13 protein-coding genes are annotated in these 16992 nt (G+C 44.0%); 8 read left to right on the plus strand and 5 right to left on the minus strand.

All coding sequences use genetic code 11. The annotated features are described in order from the left end of the window. Positions 1-132: 132 nt before the first annotated feature. The gene (locus tag LAY57_RS32000; protein WP_249071232.1) at positions 133-1767 is read left to right on the plus strand and encodes a DUF3352 domain-containing protein; all 1635 of its coding nucleotides are present in this window, start codon (positions 133-135) and stop codon (positions 1765-1767) included. 150 nt (positions 1768-1917) lie between these two features. Beyond that, positions 1918-2835: a class I SAM-dependent methyltransferase gene (locus tag LAY57_RS32005; protein WP_249071243.1), complete on the plus strand. Its 918-nt coding sequence runs from the start codon at positions 1918-1920 to the stop codon at positions 2833-2835. Between the two features lie 140 nt (positions 2836-2975). Here LAY57_RS32005 and LAY57_RS32010 read toward each other — a convergent pair whose 3' ends face one another. From LAY57_RS32010 to LAY57_RS32020, 3 genes are all read right to left on the minus strand, one after another. Continuing rightward, positions 2976-4208, minus strand: coding sequence for an amidohydrolase/deacetylase family metallohydrolase (locus LAY57_RS32010; RefSeq protein ID WP_249071233.1), 1233 nt, complete (start codon positions 4206-4208; stop codon positions 2976-2978). 10 nt (positions 4209-4218) lie between these two features. Continuing rightward, entirely contained in the window at positions 4219-4929 is a 711-nt protein-coding gene (locus LAY57_RS32015) for a DUF2259 domain-containing protein (RefSeq protein ID WP_249071234.1), read from the minus strand. A 366-nt stretch (positions 4930-5295) separates the two neighbouring features. Further along, entirely contained in the window at positions 5296-6534 is a 1239-nt protein-coding gene (locus LAY57_RS32020; RefSeq protein WP_249071235.1) for an RNA-guided endonuclease InsQ/TnpB family protein, read from the minus strand. 308 nt (positions 6535-6842) lie between these two features. On the opposite strand from LAY57_RS32020, the gene LAY57_RS32025 reads away from it, so the two are divergent. The 4 genes from LAY57_RS32025 to LAY57_RS32040 all read left to right on the plus strand — a co-directional run bounded on the left by LAY57_RS32025 (position 6843) and on the right by LAY57_RS32040 (position 10926). After that, positions 6843-7637, plus strand: coding sequence for a glucosamine-6-phosphate deaminase (locus tag LAY57_RS32025; RefSeq protein WP_249071236.1), 795 nt, complete (start codon positions 6843-6845; stop codon positions 7635-7637). A 113-nt stretch (positions 7638-7750) separates the two neighbouring features. Beyond that, positions 7751-8275, plus strand: a complete 525-nt coding sequence (locus LAY57_RS32030) for a GNAT family N-acetyltransferase (RefSeq protein WP_249071237.1) — start codon at positions 7751-7753, stop codon at positions 8273-8275. A 101-nt stretch (positions 8276-8376) separates the two neighbouring features. Further along, entirely contained in the window at positions 8377-9921 is a 1545-nt protein-coding gene (locus tag LAY57_RS32035) for a Vgb family protein (protein WP_249071238.1), read from the plus strand. Positions 9922-10074: 153 nt separating this feature from the next. Then, entirely contained in the window at positions 10075-10926 is an 852-nt protein-coding gene (locus LAY57_RS32040) for an Npun_R2479 family HD domain-containing metalloprotein (protein WP_249071239.1), read from the plus strand. Between the two features lie 330 nt (positions 10927-11256). Here the strand turns inward: LAY57_RS32040 and LAY57_RS32045 are convergent, their stop codons facing one another. Continuing rightward, positions 11257-12342 (minus strand): nucleotidyltransferase domain-containing protein, encoded by a 1086-nt coding sequence (locus tag LAY57_RS32045; RefSeq protein WP_249071240.1) that lies wholly within the window; start codon positions 12340-12342, stop codon positions 11257-11259. A 254-nt stretch (positions 12343-12596) separates the two neighbouring features. Here LAY57_RS32045 and LAY57_RS32050 point away from each other — a divergent pair, with 254 nt between their 5' ends. Next, positions 12597-13775, plus strand: coding sequence for an AIPR family protein (locus LAY57_RS32050; protein WP_249071241.1), 1179 nt, complete (start codon positions 12597-12599; stop codon positions 13773-13775). A gap of 79 nt (positions 13776-13854) precedes the next feature. Then, the gene (locus tag LAY57_RS32055; protein ID WP_249071242.1) at positions 13855-15252 is read left to right on the plus strand and encodes a serine/threonine-protein kinase; all 1398 of its coding nucleotides are present in this window, start codon (positions 13855-13857) and stop codon (positions 15250-15252) included. 281 nt (positions 15253-15533) lie between these two features. On the opposite strand, the gene LAY57_RS32060 is transcribed toward LAY57_RS32055, so the two are convergent. Next, the gene (locus LAY57_RS32060) at positions 15534-16778 is read right to left on the minus strand and encodes a molybdopterin molybdotransferase MoeA (RefSeq protein ID WP_249071244.1); all 1245 of its coding nucleotides are present in this window, start codon (positions 16776-16778) and stop codon (positions 15534-15536) included. Between the last annotated feature and the right edge of the window lie 214 nt (positions 16779-16992).

Consider the following 16992-nt stretch of genomic DNA (forward strand, 5'->3'; position numbering starts at 1 on the left):
ATCTCCAAAAAACTTTGTAGAGACGTTTCATGAAACGTCTCTACAAGGGTTCTAGGCAACGCGCCTTTAATTTCTGGAGAAGTCTAATGACTAATGACTGATGACAAACTAATCAAATCTAAGGATAATAAAATGTCTGAAAAAAAACGCGGTATTCTCAATCCTGTTATTATTGGCGCTGCCGTTATCGTAGCTGGTGGCGTAGTTGGTTATCTTTACTTGAAAGGTGTTTTTAGCGATGCCACAAGTCCTCTGGCTAGTGCTAAAGTTGTGCCGGATGAAGCATTGATGACTGGCATGATTTCCACAGACCCTAAAGCTTGGGGACAATTGCAGCAGTTTGGCACTCCCGAAGCTCAAGCTGCTATTAACAAAGGTTTAAACGACTTCAACAAGCAGATGACGGCGGAATCGAAAATTGATTATGCAAAAGATATCTATCCTTGGCTTGGTAGTGTGATGTTTGCTGTTCTGCCATCAGACCCAAATCAACCGTCAAAGCAAAACCTTCTGATGGTAGTTGGGATTAAGGATAAAATTAGCGCCTGGAATTTTTCTAATAAAATTAAGTCGCAAATTAAAGGTCAGGAGACAGACTACAATGGTGTCAAAATTTTGGAAACAACGGGCAGTAGCGGTAAAACGTACAGTGCTGTATTAAATGATCATTTAGTGTTGGCACCGGAAAGAAAAGCTGTGGAACAAGCAATAGATACCTTCAAAGGACAGCCTTCGTTTGCTAAGAAAGAAAATGCAGCGAGCATTCTTTCCAAGGGTGTGGATGTACAAAATACTCTGGCGCAAATTTACATACCTGAATACGGAAATGTAATACAACAATTAATCGCCAGCAATCCTAATTCGCCACCATTGCCGCCGCAATCTTTGGCGCAGCTTAAGCAGGTTAAATCTTTGGTGATGGGATTGGGAGTTGATAATTCTGGTTTGCGGATGAAAGCAATAGGAAAAGTAGATCCGTCTTTAATTAAAGTAGAGTACAAACCTACTCCGGGAAAGGTGGTGGCGCAATTTCCTCTAGAGACGATCGCACTGATCAGCGGACAGGGAATCAGTCGCGGTTGGGCTGCTGTAGTAGCAGAATCGCAAAAGAATTCTCAACTTCAACAACAACTCGACCAATACAGACAGCAAATGAAAACCAGCTACAATCTTGACCTAGATAAAGATATTTTTGGTTGGATGGATGGCGAATTTGCATTGGCAGCAATTTCATCTAACCAAGGTTTTTTAGCTCAGTTTGGTTTTGGTGGTGCATTGGTGTTTAAAACAAGCGATCGCCAAACCGCAGAAGCGACTTTAGCTAAAATAGATGCGATCGCGCAAACTAACTCCATCACGGTAGCAGAAAGAAACGTCCAAGGCAAAACAGTAAAAGAATGGAAACTTCCCAGTCAAGAAATATTATTAGGATATGGTTGGCTGGATAATGAATCTGTATTTGTGGCAGTTGGTAGCTCACTTATCGATGTAATGGTAACCAATTCTAACTCTCTCGATGGTAGCGAATCTTTTAAAGCGATCGCAGGTTCTTTGCAGAAGCCAAACATAGGCTACTTTTACGTAGATATGGACAAAACTATGTCCTTGGTAAATCGCAATCTAGCTGCTGCACAAAATAATCCCATCCCCGCAGAAGCCAACGCCATCCTCACTTCGATTCGCGGTATTGGTATGACGGCCACTCAGCCTGACGCATCAACCAGTCAAATGGAAATGTTGTTAGCTCTCAAACCAAAAACAAAATAGTCATTGAAATCTAGATCCCCGACTTCTTCAAGAAGTCGGGGATCTGAATCTGAAGGGGATCTTAGCAAATAAGCAATTACAATTGACAATTGACAATTGACAATTGACAATTAACTAATGACAAATGACTAATGACAAATGACTAATCAGATGACTGCTACTGTAAATACCGATCCTGGAATAGCTTCGCGCTTAATCAACGGAGTGCTTGCTGTCAAACCGATAGCTGCCTTAGCCAAACATCAAGCTCGTCAGATGATGATGAAACGAGCCGAGAAGATAGGCGTACATTGGACAAAGCAAGTAGAGGAGTTGCGTACCCACGACTGGGAAACCCACCTAGCGCAGGTACAAAACCCCAACATAACTTACCCAGATTACTACCTGCGATCGTTCCATGCCTACGACAAAGGCAATCTCGGCTGGGAAGCCGCTTTAGAAGTCGAAGTTGCCGCCTATACCGTCCACGCCACTATCTGGGGGAATGCCAGTGCCGATGGAGATGCCAAGCTACGTCAAAGTTATCATGATATCGTCAAAACTCAAATTCCCAACCAGCCGCAAGACATCTTGGATATCGCTTGCAGCGTGGGAATGAGTACCTTTGCCCTCCAAGATATCTATCCCCAGGCAAAGATGACAGGTCTTGACTTATCACCCTATTTTCTGGCAGTTGCAAACTACAAATCCCAACAGCGTAATGCCCAAATTCGCTGGGTACACGCCGCCGCCGAATCAACTGGTTTACCGACAGCATCTTTTGATTTAATCTCCATCTTTTTGCTTTGTCACGAACTGCCGCAAGCTGCAACGGCACATATTTTCCGCGAAGCGCGGCGTCTGCTGCGTCCAAACGGTCATTTAACCATCATGGATATGAATCCAAAATCAGAAATTTACGCCAAGATGCCGCCGTATATTCTGACGTTGCTGAAAAGTACCGAACCTTGGTTGGATCAGTATTTCAGTTTAGATATTGAACAAGCTTTGGTAGACGCGGGTTTCGCGACGCCAACTATTACTCGCAACAGTCCTCGCCACCGCACCATTATTGCCAGAGCGATCTAAAAGTTGGGTTTCAACTGGATAACTTGCACCATTCTCAACAAGACCTAATAAACCGGGTTTCTAGACGAAAAATCTAGGCTTTCAGCTAAAGACATTGGCAAGAAACCCGGTTTCTAACAAGGCGTGCAAGCGATCGGGTTTCAACCAACTTTTTCATTTAGATCCCTTAAGAAATGGCAGTTTGGTTGAATAAGCTGTCCTGCACGAACAACCCATACTGGCATTAATTTTTGCTTTGCTCCTAATTGCTTACCCTGTGAATCGTGAAACAACCAATCACCCTGTAATAATTCCAGTATGGTGATATCTGCGCGGGAACCAATCTGTAACGTACCGATCTCGGCTTCTGCTTTCAAAACGCGGGCAGGATTGATTGTAACAGATGCGATCGCACTCACCAAATCTAACCCCAAAGCCATCAGTTTAGATATGGCACCGCACAAACTGTACTTCAGAAAAGAATCATTGTATGGAGTCTCGAAGTCGCCGTGAACATCGCTACTAATAACATCAGGTAATACTCCTTGACTCATCATGCGATCGGCAATTTCAAAACTAAAATTCAGCCCATGCCCCAAATCCAAAAGCACTCCCCGCTGCACTGCTTCCATAACAGAATCGGGAACTTTGGTAGCTGTTCCCATCAAACCATCTGGTTTACTACTGTAGCAGTGAGCTAATAAATCGCCAGATTTCATATAAGAAAGCAATTTTTCTACCACGTCTTCTGGATTTGGTCGAAAATCTTCGTCTACACGAAATAATTCTCCTGTATGAACATACAAAGGCAAACCAGTTTTATCCCCTAACTCGCGGGCTAATTTAAGAACGCCCATACCCCATCGAGATATAGATCCTGATTCGCCATGCACTTTAAAACCGCGTACAATTTTAGGATATTTCTCAGCTAACTCGATCAGGGCTTCTTTGTCTACCAATTCTGGACTTTGAATACCAACACCTGCATTTCCTGACTTTCCATCTGGCCCTTGGTTTACTAAAGGAAAAGAACGTACATCTGTCTGCGCTTTATCTACAACATTTGACTTAAAACCTTGAAATGTAAGGTAACCGCAGCTACCCTGATCGACAACTGTCGTGATACCTGCATTGATGCCTATATCATCTGCATTCAAACCAAAAATAGTTGTACCCCGATAAACGTGAGTATGTAAATCGATCAAGCCAGGACAGATAATCAAATTGTTAACTGCAACCGTCTGCTTTGCTCTGTGGGGAGGTAGCCGATTAGAAATTGCTGCGATTCTGCCGTTATCGATCGCCACATCAAAACGGCCATTGAGTGACTGGCTTGGGTCAATTACCCAACCATTTTTTAAGACTAAATCGTATACTTTTAATAGTGTATCCATAAAGTTTACCTCAAAGAGTAAAACCTTGTACGAGCGTAGTTTGCAAAACTCCCTCAAAAGTTGGTTGTGTTAGATCCAGAAGTACGATCGCATTACGCCCATTAGGAGATAAGTACACTTCTCTCAAAGAATATGAAATAACTCGCTCGCGGAAATTGTTAAGCGAGCCAATGGTACGTTGCCGACCGTTGTAAGTAATTAATAACCGCATTGATCCTCGCTCAATTTCAGCAGTACCACCTTGTGAAGCTGATTTAATCTGCCTTTGTTCGAGACGAATTTGTAAACTTTTTCCGTTAGTTAACCGGGTAACAACACTCTCGCTTTTATCGGGCGACTTAGAGCGAGAAATAATATTCAGTTTTGTTCCGGCATTAGGAGAAAGCAATCTCAACCTTTGCCGTAAATTTCTAGTTCTAGCAAGCAAATCATCCTCAGCCATTTTAGTGCTTCGCTGTGATTCTGACTCACCGTATTGAGTTGCTATGCAGCCATTGGGAACGCAGGAGTTGGAAGGTACGTTGACAATTTGCATTTGGGCTTTAGGAATTCCGGCTCCTGTATCTCTTGAGCTTTCTAGATAAAGATAAGAAATGCTGTCCCTTGAAAAGCCAGCCATCCGCTGAGTTGTTCGCCATACATCTGCCCAAACCTCAGATGTAACGATCGCTGTGGCGCTAGCTGCAAGACCTAATGAAAGTAAGGATAATAGATATTTCATAGCCCGAACTCTATATTTAGGTTCAAAAACGAACTGTAGTCTATCTCAATTATATTTTGGTTGACTAATTAGTATGCTTGCTTGTTCCAGCAAATTAAAACAGCTTGTTGATCGTGTAGAGATATTTCATGAAACATCTCTACACCAGAGGGTGTTCATTTGTAGCAGAAATAAATCTAACCGATGTTAAACGAGTATGTTCGGGAAACGATCGCATGAGGTCTTCCCCCTTCATTGCTTATGCGGTATAATAATATACTTATGTATCCAGTCTGCCAGCAGATTTAAGAGCGAAGCCGTTCTTGGGATAGAAGATAATCTCGTTTTGACACTCTCAGCGCTGAAGCGACTGAGATTCCAGAGTAATTAAAGCTTAATTCTCTGAGGCGCAGCCAAAGCACCTCTACCAACTCCGCTTAAGTTTAAACCAAGCATCGTCGCTACTTTTCTGAGTATGTTTGCAGCAGCATTACAATCTGCATTGATGTACCAATTAAGCAAACCAGTGCGATACAAACCACGCTTAACCCGTCTGCCAGATTCTTGCCACCCATCGGGTTTTGCACCAATAGTAGGTAGAAAATCTCTATCCACAAACGAAGCCTTGGAAGTATAGGACTCCTCAGTTTCTATATACTCAATGCCATAGAGTTCGCATAACTGCTTAATCCGTTCCTTGAGTTTAGCTGTAGGGATCTGAACAAACTTTTGATTATTCTTTTTCCCCATGCCAGCGCTATCTTTTTGACCAGTATTCCAGCCAAAAATAATCCTGCCAATGCCATGATTTAGGCAATGGTTAACTACGATTCGCGCCGCTTTATTAACGGCATCACGCATTTGGCGATTACGTTTTTCAGTAATCCGAGCTAGGCGATTTGACCAGAAACCTTGAGGCTTATCTTCTTTGATAGTAGAAACCGATTTATTGTACCACTGGTTAGCAGATTTCAGCCACTTACCATCAACAATAAAACTGGTTCCCATATTAGAAACGCAGGTTAACCAATTATCAATGCCGTGATCGATACCAAGTGATTTACTGGGAGCTAGTACAAGCTTTTCAACCTCTAACTTATAGATAAACTCAGCATAGAAGCATCGGTTACGGGGTAAGATGCGAATCTCTTTAATGTCTGCCAAGTTTAAATTGCTTGGCATTGGCAGATAAAACGCATCTAATCCGAACCATGCTTTAACCTTAGAACCAAGTGGCAAGCGTAGTAAACCATCCTTTAACTTCACATCCGATGAAGGAAAAGCCGCCAATTTAAGGCTGTTTTTCTTGTACTGAGGCAATTTAGGCTTATTGGTTAACTTGCCAGATTGAAATAGTTTGGATAACTCCTTAAACGATTTAAACGATTCGGCAACACTGTTTAAAGTTTGCTGTGCAACATGGGAATATAAAGCCTTAAAATGTGGATTACCTTTAAGCAAGTAGCTTAGATCGTGCCTGCCTATAATTTTGCCAGTTTTAAAATACAACTGCCTTGCGTAGTAAGTCCCACAGTTGGCCAGCTTATTTGATTGTTCACAAACAAATTCTAAGATTGCTGTTAAATCTTGAGCTGGTTTAATTAATACTTGCTGACATCCGTACATTGTTTTGATTTGCACCGTATATGTTATAGTATAATACAGATGAGTGCAAAATGAGTATGGCTCAGCCAAAAAGATTAAATGTTAATTTGTCGATTAGACGATTTGACAAGCTGAAAAAGTATGCTAAGTCAAAAGAGAAAAATCTGACTCAGGTTATTGAGGACTGGATCGATAGATTGCCGAACGTAGGGGAATAAATTCCCTCGTTCGTTTTTACTCAGGTCTGAAGACGCTGAGTTTGCCAACGTATCGCGTTATCTTTTATCAGGTATAAATTAGAGTTTAGCTTCAGTTAATAGGAGCAAGCGATGTCTAATTCACAAACCGCACAATCTCCAGCACCCGTCAAAACTTTTCGGGTCGATGCCTTATCGGTGCGAGTATACGACTCAGAAGCTACTATGGCCCAAGACGTGGCGCAACTGGCACAAGACTATTTGCAAAACCTCCTCAGCCAACAGGAGTCTGCGGCTGTACTCCTGGCTACAGGCAACTCGCAAATCGAGTTTCTAGATGCTCTAATTGCCACAGGAGGCGTGGATTGGTCTAAAATTACCCTTTTTCACCTAGACGAATATTTGGGGATTGATGCAGAACATTCTGCCAGTTTTCGTCGCTATATGCGCGATCGCGTCGAAAATCGGATAAATCCCGCTGCTTTCCATTACATAGAAGGGGACGCAATGCAACCCCTGGATGAATGCGATCGCTATTCCCAACTTTTACAAGCTCAACCCATTGACCTTTGTTGTCTTGGTTTGGGAGAGAACGGACATTTAGCTTTCAACGAACCGTCTCTAGCCTCTTTTAGTGAAACCAGACTGATAAAATTGGTGAAACTGGACAAAAAGACGCGCCAGCAACAAGTAAACGAAGGTCATTTTCCCAATTTTGAAGCCGTACCGCAATATGCTTTTACACTTACCATACCAACCATCTGCACAGCCAAAAAAATCTTCTGCCTAGCGCCCGAAAAACGTAAAGCTTCGGCGGTCAAAAATATGTTGACAGGAGAGATTAGCTCGGCAATTCCAGCTTCCGCACTCCGCCAACAAACTCAGGCAACGTTATTTTTAGATACAGATTCAGCCAGTCTACTTTGATTCGCTTTTTAACATTACCTAAAATAGACTAATCCATCCTTCATCGTGTTATTCTCAAAGTGTCACCTTCTCAAAGAGCCCCTGTTTCGATTCGACTAGCTCAGTCAGAAGACATGAGCAAAATCACAAAAATTCAGGTTGATTCTATCCAAAGTATTGGCGCTCAGTATTATAACGCCAGTCAAATTGAGACTCTCATAGAAAATAAGAAAAAAGGTAGAAACTGGAAAGAACTGATTTTTGTAGCAGAAATTCAAAGTCAGATAGTTGGGTTTTCTGCTCTTTCCCTCATCGAACCAACGATTAACGGCGTATTTGTCGATCCAGTCTTTATTCGTCAAGGGATTGGTCAAAAATTATTGACTGCATTAGAAAAAGAAGCCGTAAAAAATCGGACGAGATGTTTGTGGGTTTCAGCTTCCCTAAATGCAGTACCTTTTTATGAATCGCAAGGTTATCAAACTATTAGGAGAAATACCATTTTGCTACCATCTGGAGTTCCAATTCCAGTAGTCACCATGAAAAAAGTGTTGATTCCACCGACACGGGCAGAAATTATTGTCACCCAGCTAATCTATATACTCGTCATACTTTTCTTACTGTTTGCTGTAGTGTTGCGGCTTCTGTTTGGTGGGTAAATCGGTCTACCATACAAAGATCGATCGCTAAGTTGACTAAATCGAGCTTTTGAGTGTACCATGCTGTAATTTATGTAGTTGATACAGGAAAAACCTATCTCATGGTAGATGCCATAGGACTTTTCGACGAAAGCTTTTATCTAAACAGGAACCTGGATGTGGCTGCGGCTGTAAGTAATGGTTCCTTTAGCAGTGGAATTGACCACTTTAATAAATTCGGTCGATTTGAAGGTCGCGACCCCAGCGCACTGTTTAACACAAGCTTTTATCTCGAACAAAACTCAGATGTCGCCGTCGCCGTTGCCAACAGGCAAATCGTGGCATTTGACCACTTCGAGGATTTTGGGAAATTTGAAGGTCGCGACCCCAGCAATCTGTTTAATACCAGCGTTTATCTACAACGAAACCCAGATGTTGCGGTTGCAGTTGAAGGAGATCTCATCACCGCATTTGACCACTTTGAGAAATTGGGTCAATTTGAACGCCGCGACCCCAATACTTTGTTTAACACTCGTGCGTATTTAGAACGAAATCCAGATGTCGCCGCCGCTGTCCAGCGTTCCGAACTCACAGCATTTGACCACTTTGTAAAATTTGGCATTAACGAACAACGTGCGCCAGTCCAAGCTTTCAGCGTTCTGGACACTTTTCTAGTTGGCAATACCAACGGTAACAATGTGGTGCGTTTCGACCCGAAGACTGGAGCTTTTCTAGGAGAATTTATTCCCGCTAATCGTGGTGGACTGTTTTCTCCAGACAACCTGCTTTATGGGCTAGATGGCAATGGAGATGGCATATCCGACCTTTATATCACCAGTGGAAATAAACCTGCAACTTCAACAGAAATTGGTGCTTCTGCAATATTGCGTTATGACGGTGTAACGGGAACATTTATTGATGTCTTTGTCGGCGATAATCCCAATACGCCCAATATTGATGAAAGCGGCGGTTTGTTTCGCCCTTACGGTTCCGCCTTTGGCCCCGATGGCAATCTTTATGTCAGCAGTTTCTTAACCGACCAAATCCTCCGCTACAACGGTAAAACCGGGCAATTCATAGATGTGTTTGCCACCGGAAACCAGCAAGCGGGCGGGTTAAACGGGCCTAACGGCCTCCTGTTTAGCGCCGACGGCAGCCTCTACGTTACCACTCAAGGCAGTGTGGCGCGTAACGGTGAAGCCGATTTTAGCGATGGTCTTCCCAGTCAGGTACTGCGTTTCAATCTGCAAACAAGACAATCCACTGTGTTTGCTTCCCCTTCACCGTCACCGGATAGTTTTGGGTTTGTGAGTCTCTTGGGGATGGCTATTGGCCCCCGCGACGGCAACCTCTACGTCAGCGACTTTGCTAACGATATCAGACGCTATGATTTGCAGACTGGGAACTTGCTAGGTGTTTTATCGACAAATTACACCAGTACTTCTCCAAGTAGCAATTTCATCGGTAGCTTGGCGTTTGGATCTGATGGTAATCTGTTTGCGATCGGCTTTGACAATCGCGATAATGCTTCTAGCATAGGTGCGATCTTGCGCTACAACGGCAGTACTGGACAGCCTCTTCCTTCACCCGGAAATACTGGCTCTATCTTCGTTCCGCCCGATACCAGATTAACTCGTCCGATCGGCATCGCTTTTTTTGTTGGTTAACCGACATGGACGCAGGTAAAGTCACAACAGGTGGTGTTTGCCATCACCCATTACAGCCAAAACACATTTCATTATAAAAAGTAACCATCCAGAATGATGCGGTCACTAACCGCATCACTCTCCCAATACCTGTCGTGTCTCGTTTGAATATCCATGTTCGATCCCACGCAATTAATCATCGACCACTTCGTTCTTCAGCTGCGAGAAGGCTACAAGCGCACTTATGGAGGCTGGAAGCCTGACTACGCTGATATAATTGGTTGGGCCGGAAACATGGCCCTGGAAAATATCGCCAACAGCGACGCCCTCTATCACAATGTCGAACACACCATCTTAGTCACCTTGGTGGGACAAGAAATTCTGCGGGGCAAACACATCCGCGAGGGTGGCGTGTCCTGCGAAGATTGGTTGCACGCCATCATTTCCTTGTTGTGCCATGACATTGGGTACGTTAAGGGGGTTTGCAGGCAAGACCGACCGCCTGAAGTTTTGTATGCTACGGGCATAAACGGTACAATGGTGAAATTGCCTCTAGGCTCATCTGATGCCAGTCTGGCTGCTTATCACGTAGACAGAGGCAAACAGTTTATTCAAGAACGCTTTGGCTATCACAAGCTAATTGATGCTGAGTTGATTAAGCGCAATATTGAATTGACCCGTTTCCCTGTGCCAGCAGACGAAGATCATCAGGACACTCTCAATTATCCCGGTTTGGTTCGCGCCGCCGATTTAATCGGTCAGCTAAGCGATCCGCGATATCTTAAGAAGATTAGCGCCTTGTACTATGAGTTTGAAGAAACGGGCGTGAATAAAAACTTAGGCTACCACCACCCCGGCGATGTGCGTCAAAACTATGCCAAGTTTTACTGGAATGTGGTCTATCCTTACATTAAAGATGGGCTGCGTTATTTAGATTTGACGCAAGAGGGGAAACAAGTTCTGGCGAATCTGTACGCGAATGTCTTCGTTGTGGAGCATGAGCAGTCTAATATTGGGGTAGCGTAAACTGAAAAGTTGTGAAATTTCAGCAAATATATTGTCAGCGGTGAGTTGTCAGTGGTGCAGAAGAACTTACCGCTGTTCGCATTTTATGCGATCGCGATAAGTCGGTCGCCAATAAAAAACCATCCTATGTAACGAAACATAAAATTTCTGTATTTGGTATGTAGTTGCGCTTTAGCGCTCTTATCCCTGGTATGTATAGCAACTTTAGTGCGATTAAGGCAACTCCAACTGTTACCTTTAGTCCATAATCCCTTACGGTGTAAGCTTTTTCCTCTTCCCTCTTCCCTAGCCCCTAGCCCCTAGCCCCTAGTCCCTAGCTATACCAGCACTTTAAAAACCCTGCATACTAACTAAATCAATACAAAGCTGATTGACTGCCTCTCTATCCACACTTTTTGGCAGCGTAGATTTGGCATAAGCAACGTCGAGTTGCTGGTAGAGGTTATTAGCGATCGCCATCACTTCATCATAACTATACTCTCCCCTTTTGATCGCCAGCAACTCTTCGGCATCACCCGCTTCTCTCCTAGAGATTATTACATTCTGTGTTTCTAAAATCTCAATCCCGCTTTTTAACAGTCGGATCGCCTGCATAACAAATTTGGCATCGTACCCAACTTTCGCTTCCATTGCTGCCCGTGCGGGATTGCGGTTTTTCTTCCATTGTTGATAGTTTTCATATTCTCTATTAGCATTATGATACTGTTGAGTTTTCTGGATTAAGTTAATAAAATTTTCTGATGTATTAGCGATTTTTGTGGTATAATCTAACGTCTCTTCTGGCAAAGCATACTGCTTTAACACAGCCTTAAAATCTATTTCTGCCATTAGCAAGTTATAAAGCTCTTCCGCCTCTGACAAAAACTGAATGCGACCTCTAATCAAAAGATAGAGATATTCCAAAAAAGCATTTAGTTGTACAACCGTCAGCGGTTCGGTTGGCGCTAAACCAAAGTCTTCTGGTTCAGGCTTGCGTTGAGGCGGATTGAGCAACCAGCGACGGTGCGACTCTAATTTTTTGATTTGGGCATAACCGTATCCCGCATAAGTGTGCCTCACCTTTTTTGACAGAAACATCTGCTTGTGTTGCTTCAAGGTTCTGCCGACATCGGTAATATGAGCATAGTCTTTGAACCAAAGAAGCTCCAAAATATTGGGATTGTTGTCAGCAGACAGTGACAAAAACTTTTTTAGTTCATAGATAGAAGTATCTTTCGATAAATAAGAAAAGTTTCCCGGTTCTTCTGTCCAACCGCTATCTTTTTGTTCTATACTTTTCAATCCCAGGTAATAAGGTTTCGTCGCTATAAATATGCCGCGATAGTCACAATCGGATGTTTCAGTGGCTAAACCATAACCCTGACTGCCTGTTAAAGCAATGAGAATTGTTCTTTGTTCGATTTCTTGGCGATTCATTGACAGATTTTGGGGGACGGAAGACACAGAGGTGAACCTGTAAGTTTTGGGTATTCACCGTTAGTGAATGCTGTTTTAGTGTTAGTTAGGTAGTTAATTTCTTTGGTAAAATTAGTGATTAGCATGGGTTAAAATAATTTTAACCCAAGCTAAGTGTAGCACTAACAGTCAATTGTCAGGAGCGGACGCGCTGTAAACTTGACGGCTGATAGTGTTCAATAAGAAAATAGCGATCGCAAAGGTCAAAAAAGTCAATGGTAAACCATAAATTTTTTATTCCAGTAGATTTTGTGTCTGAATATGGAAGCAAGGGAGAAAACCGAACAACGACTTGCTTCGCCGTAGCTCTAGTGGATTCCCTTCCCACCGATTTGCCTCTGACGCCCAATCTCCGGCGACCCAACAAAAAAACTGAAGTCTTTCAGCAGATCCTACGCACACTGCGTACCGCACCCGAAAGATTTCTCGATCGCAATAACGGTATCAAAATCACGGCTCGTTCCATCAAGATAGAAAAAACCAAATCCAGTCAAGGCGTTTGGGTAGACTTGGGTGAGGACAAAGCCACTGGCGGCATAGTTAATGGGGCTCACACCCTAGCAGCGATCGAGTCAGCCAAGATAGAAGGAGTTCCTTTAAAAGCAGCCAGAGTCAAAGTTGAGATTCTCTGTGGGTTGGACGACAGGGAAGTCAGCACCACTTCTGTAGCCGTCAACACCGCCACTCCCGTAGACACTCGCTCCAAGTTGAACGCCCAAGGCGTCTTCGAGCCAATTCGGGAATATATTAATATGCTCAACGAAAAGCAGGGACTACAGCTGCGAATTGCCTACTACCAGAACCAGGAGGGAGTTGGTCGCTCTCTTCATTGTTCTGTAGCCCACGTCTATGATTTGCTATTTCATTTGGACAGGATGAAACATGACTTTACCAAACCGGGGAAATACTCTCATCCCAAGGGGTCAGTTTCTTCAAGCGCCATAAAATCGGAAGCTGCTACAACTCGGTTGATTGAGCTTCTACCTCTCCTTCAAGATGCGCTTTGGATAGAAAAACATTTATACCAACTGGTACAGAAGCACTTGGAGCATCCTTCTGTTAAAGGTGTTAGCAATTTGGTTGGGGTGAAGGCTAAGGGGACAATATGTCTAATGGACGGCACCTATTTTGGTTTTACAGCGCCTGTGCCGTTCTCCTTGCCTGTAGTGGCAGCTTATCGCGTGTTCCTGGATGAAGAAAGGCCATGCGATCGCTGGGTTGCACCTTTTCTGAAATTTTCTCCTATATTAATGCAAGAGTTGTGGAAGTGGTACAGGGAAGAATTGAAGAAAGAGAAGGCGCGGGGAAACGAATCTTTTACCTCGCTAATTCGCAATCCCGTGTTTTGGTCGGATATGTGTTTGGTAGCCCAGCAAGTGTACCGTAAGTTCTAGGGGATTTTTCAGATTTTCCAAGTCTCTCTTAGAATTTGGATATTGTTACCGCGTCTTTCCAGAAATTGCCCCAAACATTATGATGTCGCTCTATTGCACTAAAAGACATGAAAATCAGACCACCAGCCGCTTTTGTTTCCAATGCGGCGAACCGCTCTGGCTTCCTGTGGGGCAAATTCTAGAAACCCGCTATCGCATTCTCAGTCATTTGGGGGCTGGAGGCTTTGGACGCACCTATTTAGCAGAAGATCTCAATCGCTTCAACGAGCGTTGCGTTCTCAAGGAATTTGCGCCCCAGGTAAAAGGATCTCACGAGTTACAAAAAGCCAAGGAATTATTTGAGCGAGAAGCCAGTGCTATTTATAAATTAAACCATTCTCAGTTGCCTGGATTTCGGGAGTTTTTCGATACAGATGCAGGTGGAGTCGATGGCTTGTTTTTGGCGCAAGATTATGTTGATGGTCAAACTTTGTACGATTTGTTGAAGTCTCGCGGAAGTTTCCCTGAAGCGGAAGTAAAACAAATATTGTGCCAAGTATTACCAATTTTGTCGTACATCCACTCTCAGGGAGTAATTCACCGAGATATTTCTCCAGATAACCTCATCTTGCGGCTTTCTGACAATTTGCCGGTGCTAATTGATTTTGGCGGCGTCAAGGAAGTTGCGGTAACAGCTATTTCAAAGTTTACTCAGGTAGGTAAATTACCGACTTTGTTGGGCAAAGAAGGTTATGCTCCAGAGGAACAAATGCAACAGGGACAAGTATTTCCCAACAGCGACTTGTACTCTTTAGCAGTGACGGCGTTGGTGTTGCTGACTGGTAAGAAACCCCAGGAATTATACGACAGCTATAAAGGAATTTGGCATTGGGGAAAGGAAATTAAGGTGAGCGCTCCACTGGAAGCGATATTGAAGAAAATGTTAGCTTATAAACCGAGCGATCGCTACCAGTCTGCCGACGAAGTACTCCAAGTTCTCCAGTCTGCAACACCAGCCAAACCTGCAAACCAAAATATTTCGCACATACGTACTATGGTGGTTGCTCCGGGTAACCGCACTCCCCCTGCACCGCAAGCCAGTACTCCATCTAGTCATACAATAATAGTGCCTCCTGCCAAAGGTTTCTTGAAGCGGTGGGTAACGAGAATTGCGGGGATCGGCTTGACTGTAGTAACTGGGTTTGGTGCGTGGGCAGGGTTTGACTGGTTGATGCAGGCGACAAGATCGATCGCGCTAACTCAGCGAAAGGTTTTGCCATTACCTAGTTTAAACCAAAACAACCGAGCCGACAAACTTTTAAATCGTCGCAAAGCTTTAAGAATTTCCGACGCTGTGTTTAACACGAAAGTAAATGAAAGATTTTACTCTAAACATCCTGAGTTACGCGGACGCTTGCTAACGAATTCGCCAGAAGATGCAGTTTTGCGGGAAGAATGGTATCAGATTGCGGAGGACTTCCTTGAAAAAGGAATTTAAATAGTTGCTAGTTACAACTAGGCGCTAGGAGAAGAAGGAGCTATAATCAATCAAGGGTTTGGTGGAATTATAGCGCTTTTCAGGTGAGTGAGATACAAAGAAACCGGGTTTCTTCAAGAAACCCGGTTTCTGGAGTGTACTTCATCGCTGTAATATCCAATCGCAATCAGTTACCCAAAAAATTCTCTTATCTGCGTTCATCTGCGTTCATCTGTCTTCATCTGCGGTAAAAATTTAACCAACGATGACAACAGACAATTTGACGATATCACTCTAAAAAGTTAACCAACCTGTAAAACTTGTACTATATCTCCAGTTGGGATAAATTTTACATTTACTGGCAAAACAGCTAAACCATTTGTTTGTGCCAAATTAATCAAGTTACCGGAACTGTGGCTACCACCTGCTAAATGAAATTCGTAAATGCCATCTACTAAATGTAATTTACCCCAAAGATATGTTTCCCGTTTGCCATCGGAACGCAAATCGTGATATGTTCTCGCCTTCACAAAGTTTGGCCCCCAAGACTGGGAAAGCCCAGAAAGTTTTCTCAGCGCCGGTTGCACAAATCGCCAGAAAGTCACCAAAGATGATACTGGATTTCCCGGCAAACCGAAATATAGTACTGAGTGCTGAGTTGTGTTTGGTGTAAAAGTGGCGAAAGTTAGTGGTTTACCGGGTTTGATGGCGATCGCGCGAATGTGAATTTCGGCACCTAGCGATGCTAGAATTTCATCTACATAATCGTAATCGCCGACTGAGACACCGCCGGAAGAAATTACTATATCAGCAGATGCAATGGCATGAGATATAGCACTTTTAAGCGCCTCTGGTCGATCGGGAACAATGCCCAGCATCTGGGGTATGCCGCCGATGTGCGCCACTAAAACTGCCAGAGCGTACTGATTCGAGTCTACAAGCTTACCGGGTTGCAGAAGCCCTTCGGGCGTCACCAGTTCGTCACCAGTGGACAGAATTGCCACGCGAGGGCGGCGGTAAACTGAAAGTTGGGTACACTGGGCAGATGCGAGTACAGCTATTTCCGTAGCACTGAGAAGAATTCCCGGCGGTAGTAGGGATGTTCCAGCTTTGTAGAAAGATCCCTGATGGCGCACAAATGCTTGGGGTTGAGGTGCTGAGTGGATGAAAACGCGATCGCCTTCTCTGCGCGTCACCTCCTGCATCACCACCGTATCCGCACCAGCTGGCATCATAGCACCAGTCAATATCCGGGCAGCTTGTCCGGGTTCAATAGAGCGTTGAGGTTGATATCCAGCCGGTATTTCCTCTACAATTTCCAGTACAGCTGGCTGTTCGGCACTACAACTAGGCACATCGGCATAACGAACAGCATATCCATCCATCGCCGAATTGTCCCAGTGGGGAAAATCGAGTTGACTTGTCACCGCTGCGGCTAAAATGCGATCGGCCCCAGCCAATAACTCTACAATCTCTGTATCCCGCTCTCGATCTAGCGCCTGCACCAAATCTAAAATAATTATTTCTGCTTCTTTAACCGACAGCATCCCCATCAACCCCGCCTCAACTCTTTCCCCCATTATTACTTTTCCCCTCTTCCCCGCTTTTGGATTTTGGATTTTGGATTTTGGATTTTAGATTTTAGATTTTGGGGATAGGTGGTCATAAGTAGTTGTTTGGGAGGAAGAGTCCCCCTTGTCCCCCTTGTCCCCCTTGTCCCCCTTGTCCCCCTTGTCCCCCTTGTCCCCCTTGTCCCCCTTG

The sequence above is a fragment of the Argonema antarcticum A004/B2 genome, from assembly GCF_023333585.1.
Taxonomy (GTDB): Bacteria; Cyanobacteriota; Cyanobacteriia; order Cyanobacteriales; family Aerosakkonemataceae; genus Argonema; species Argonema antarcticum.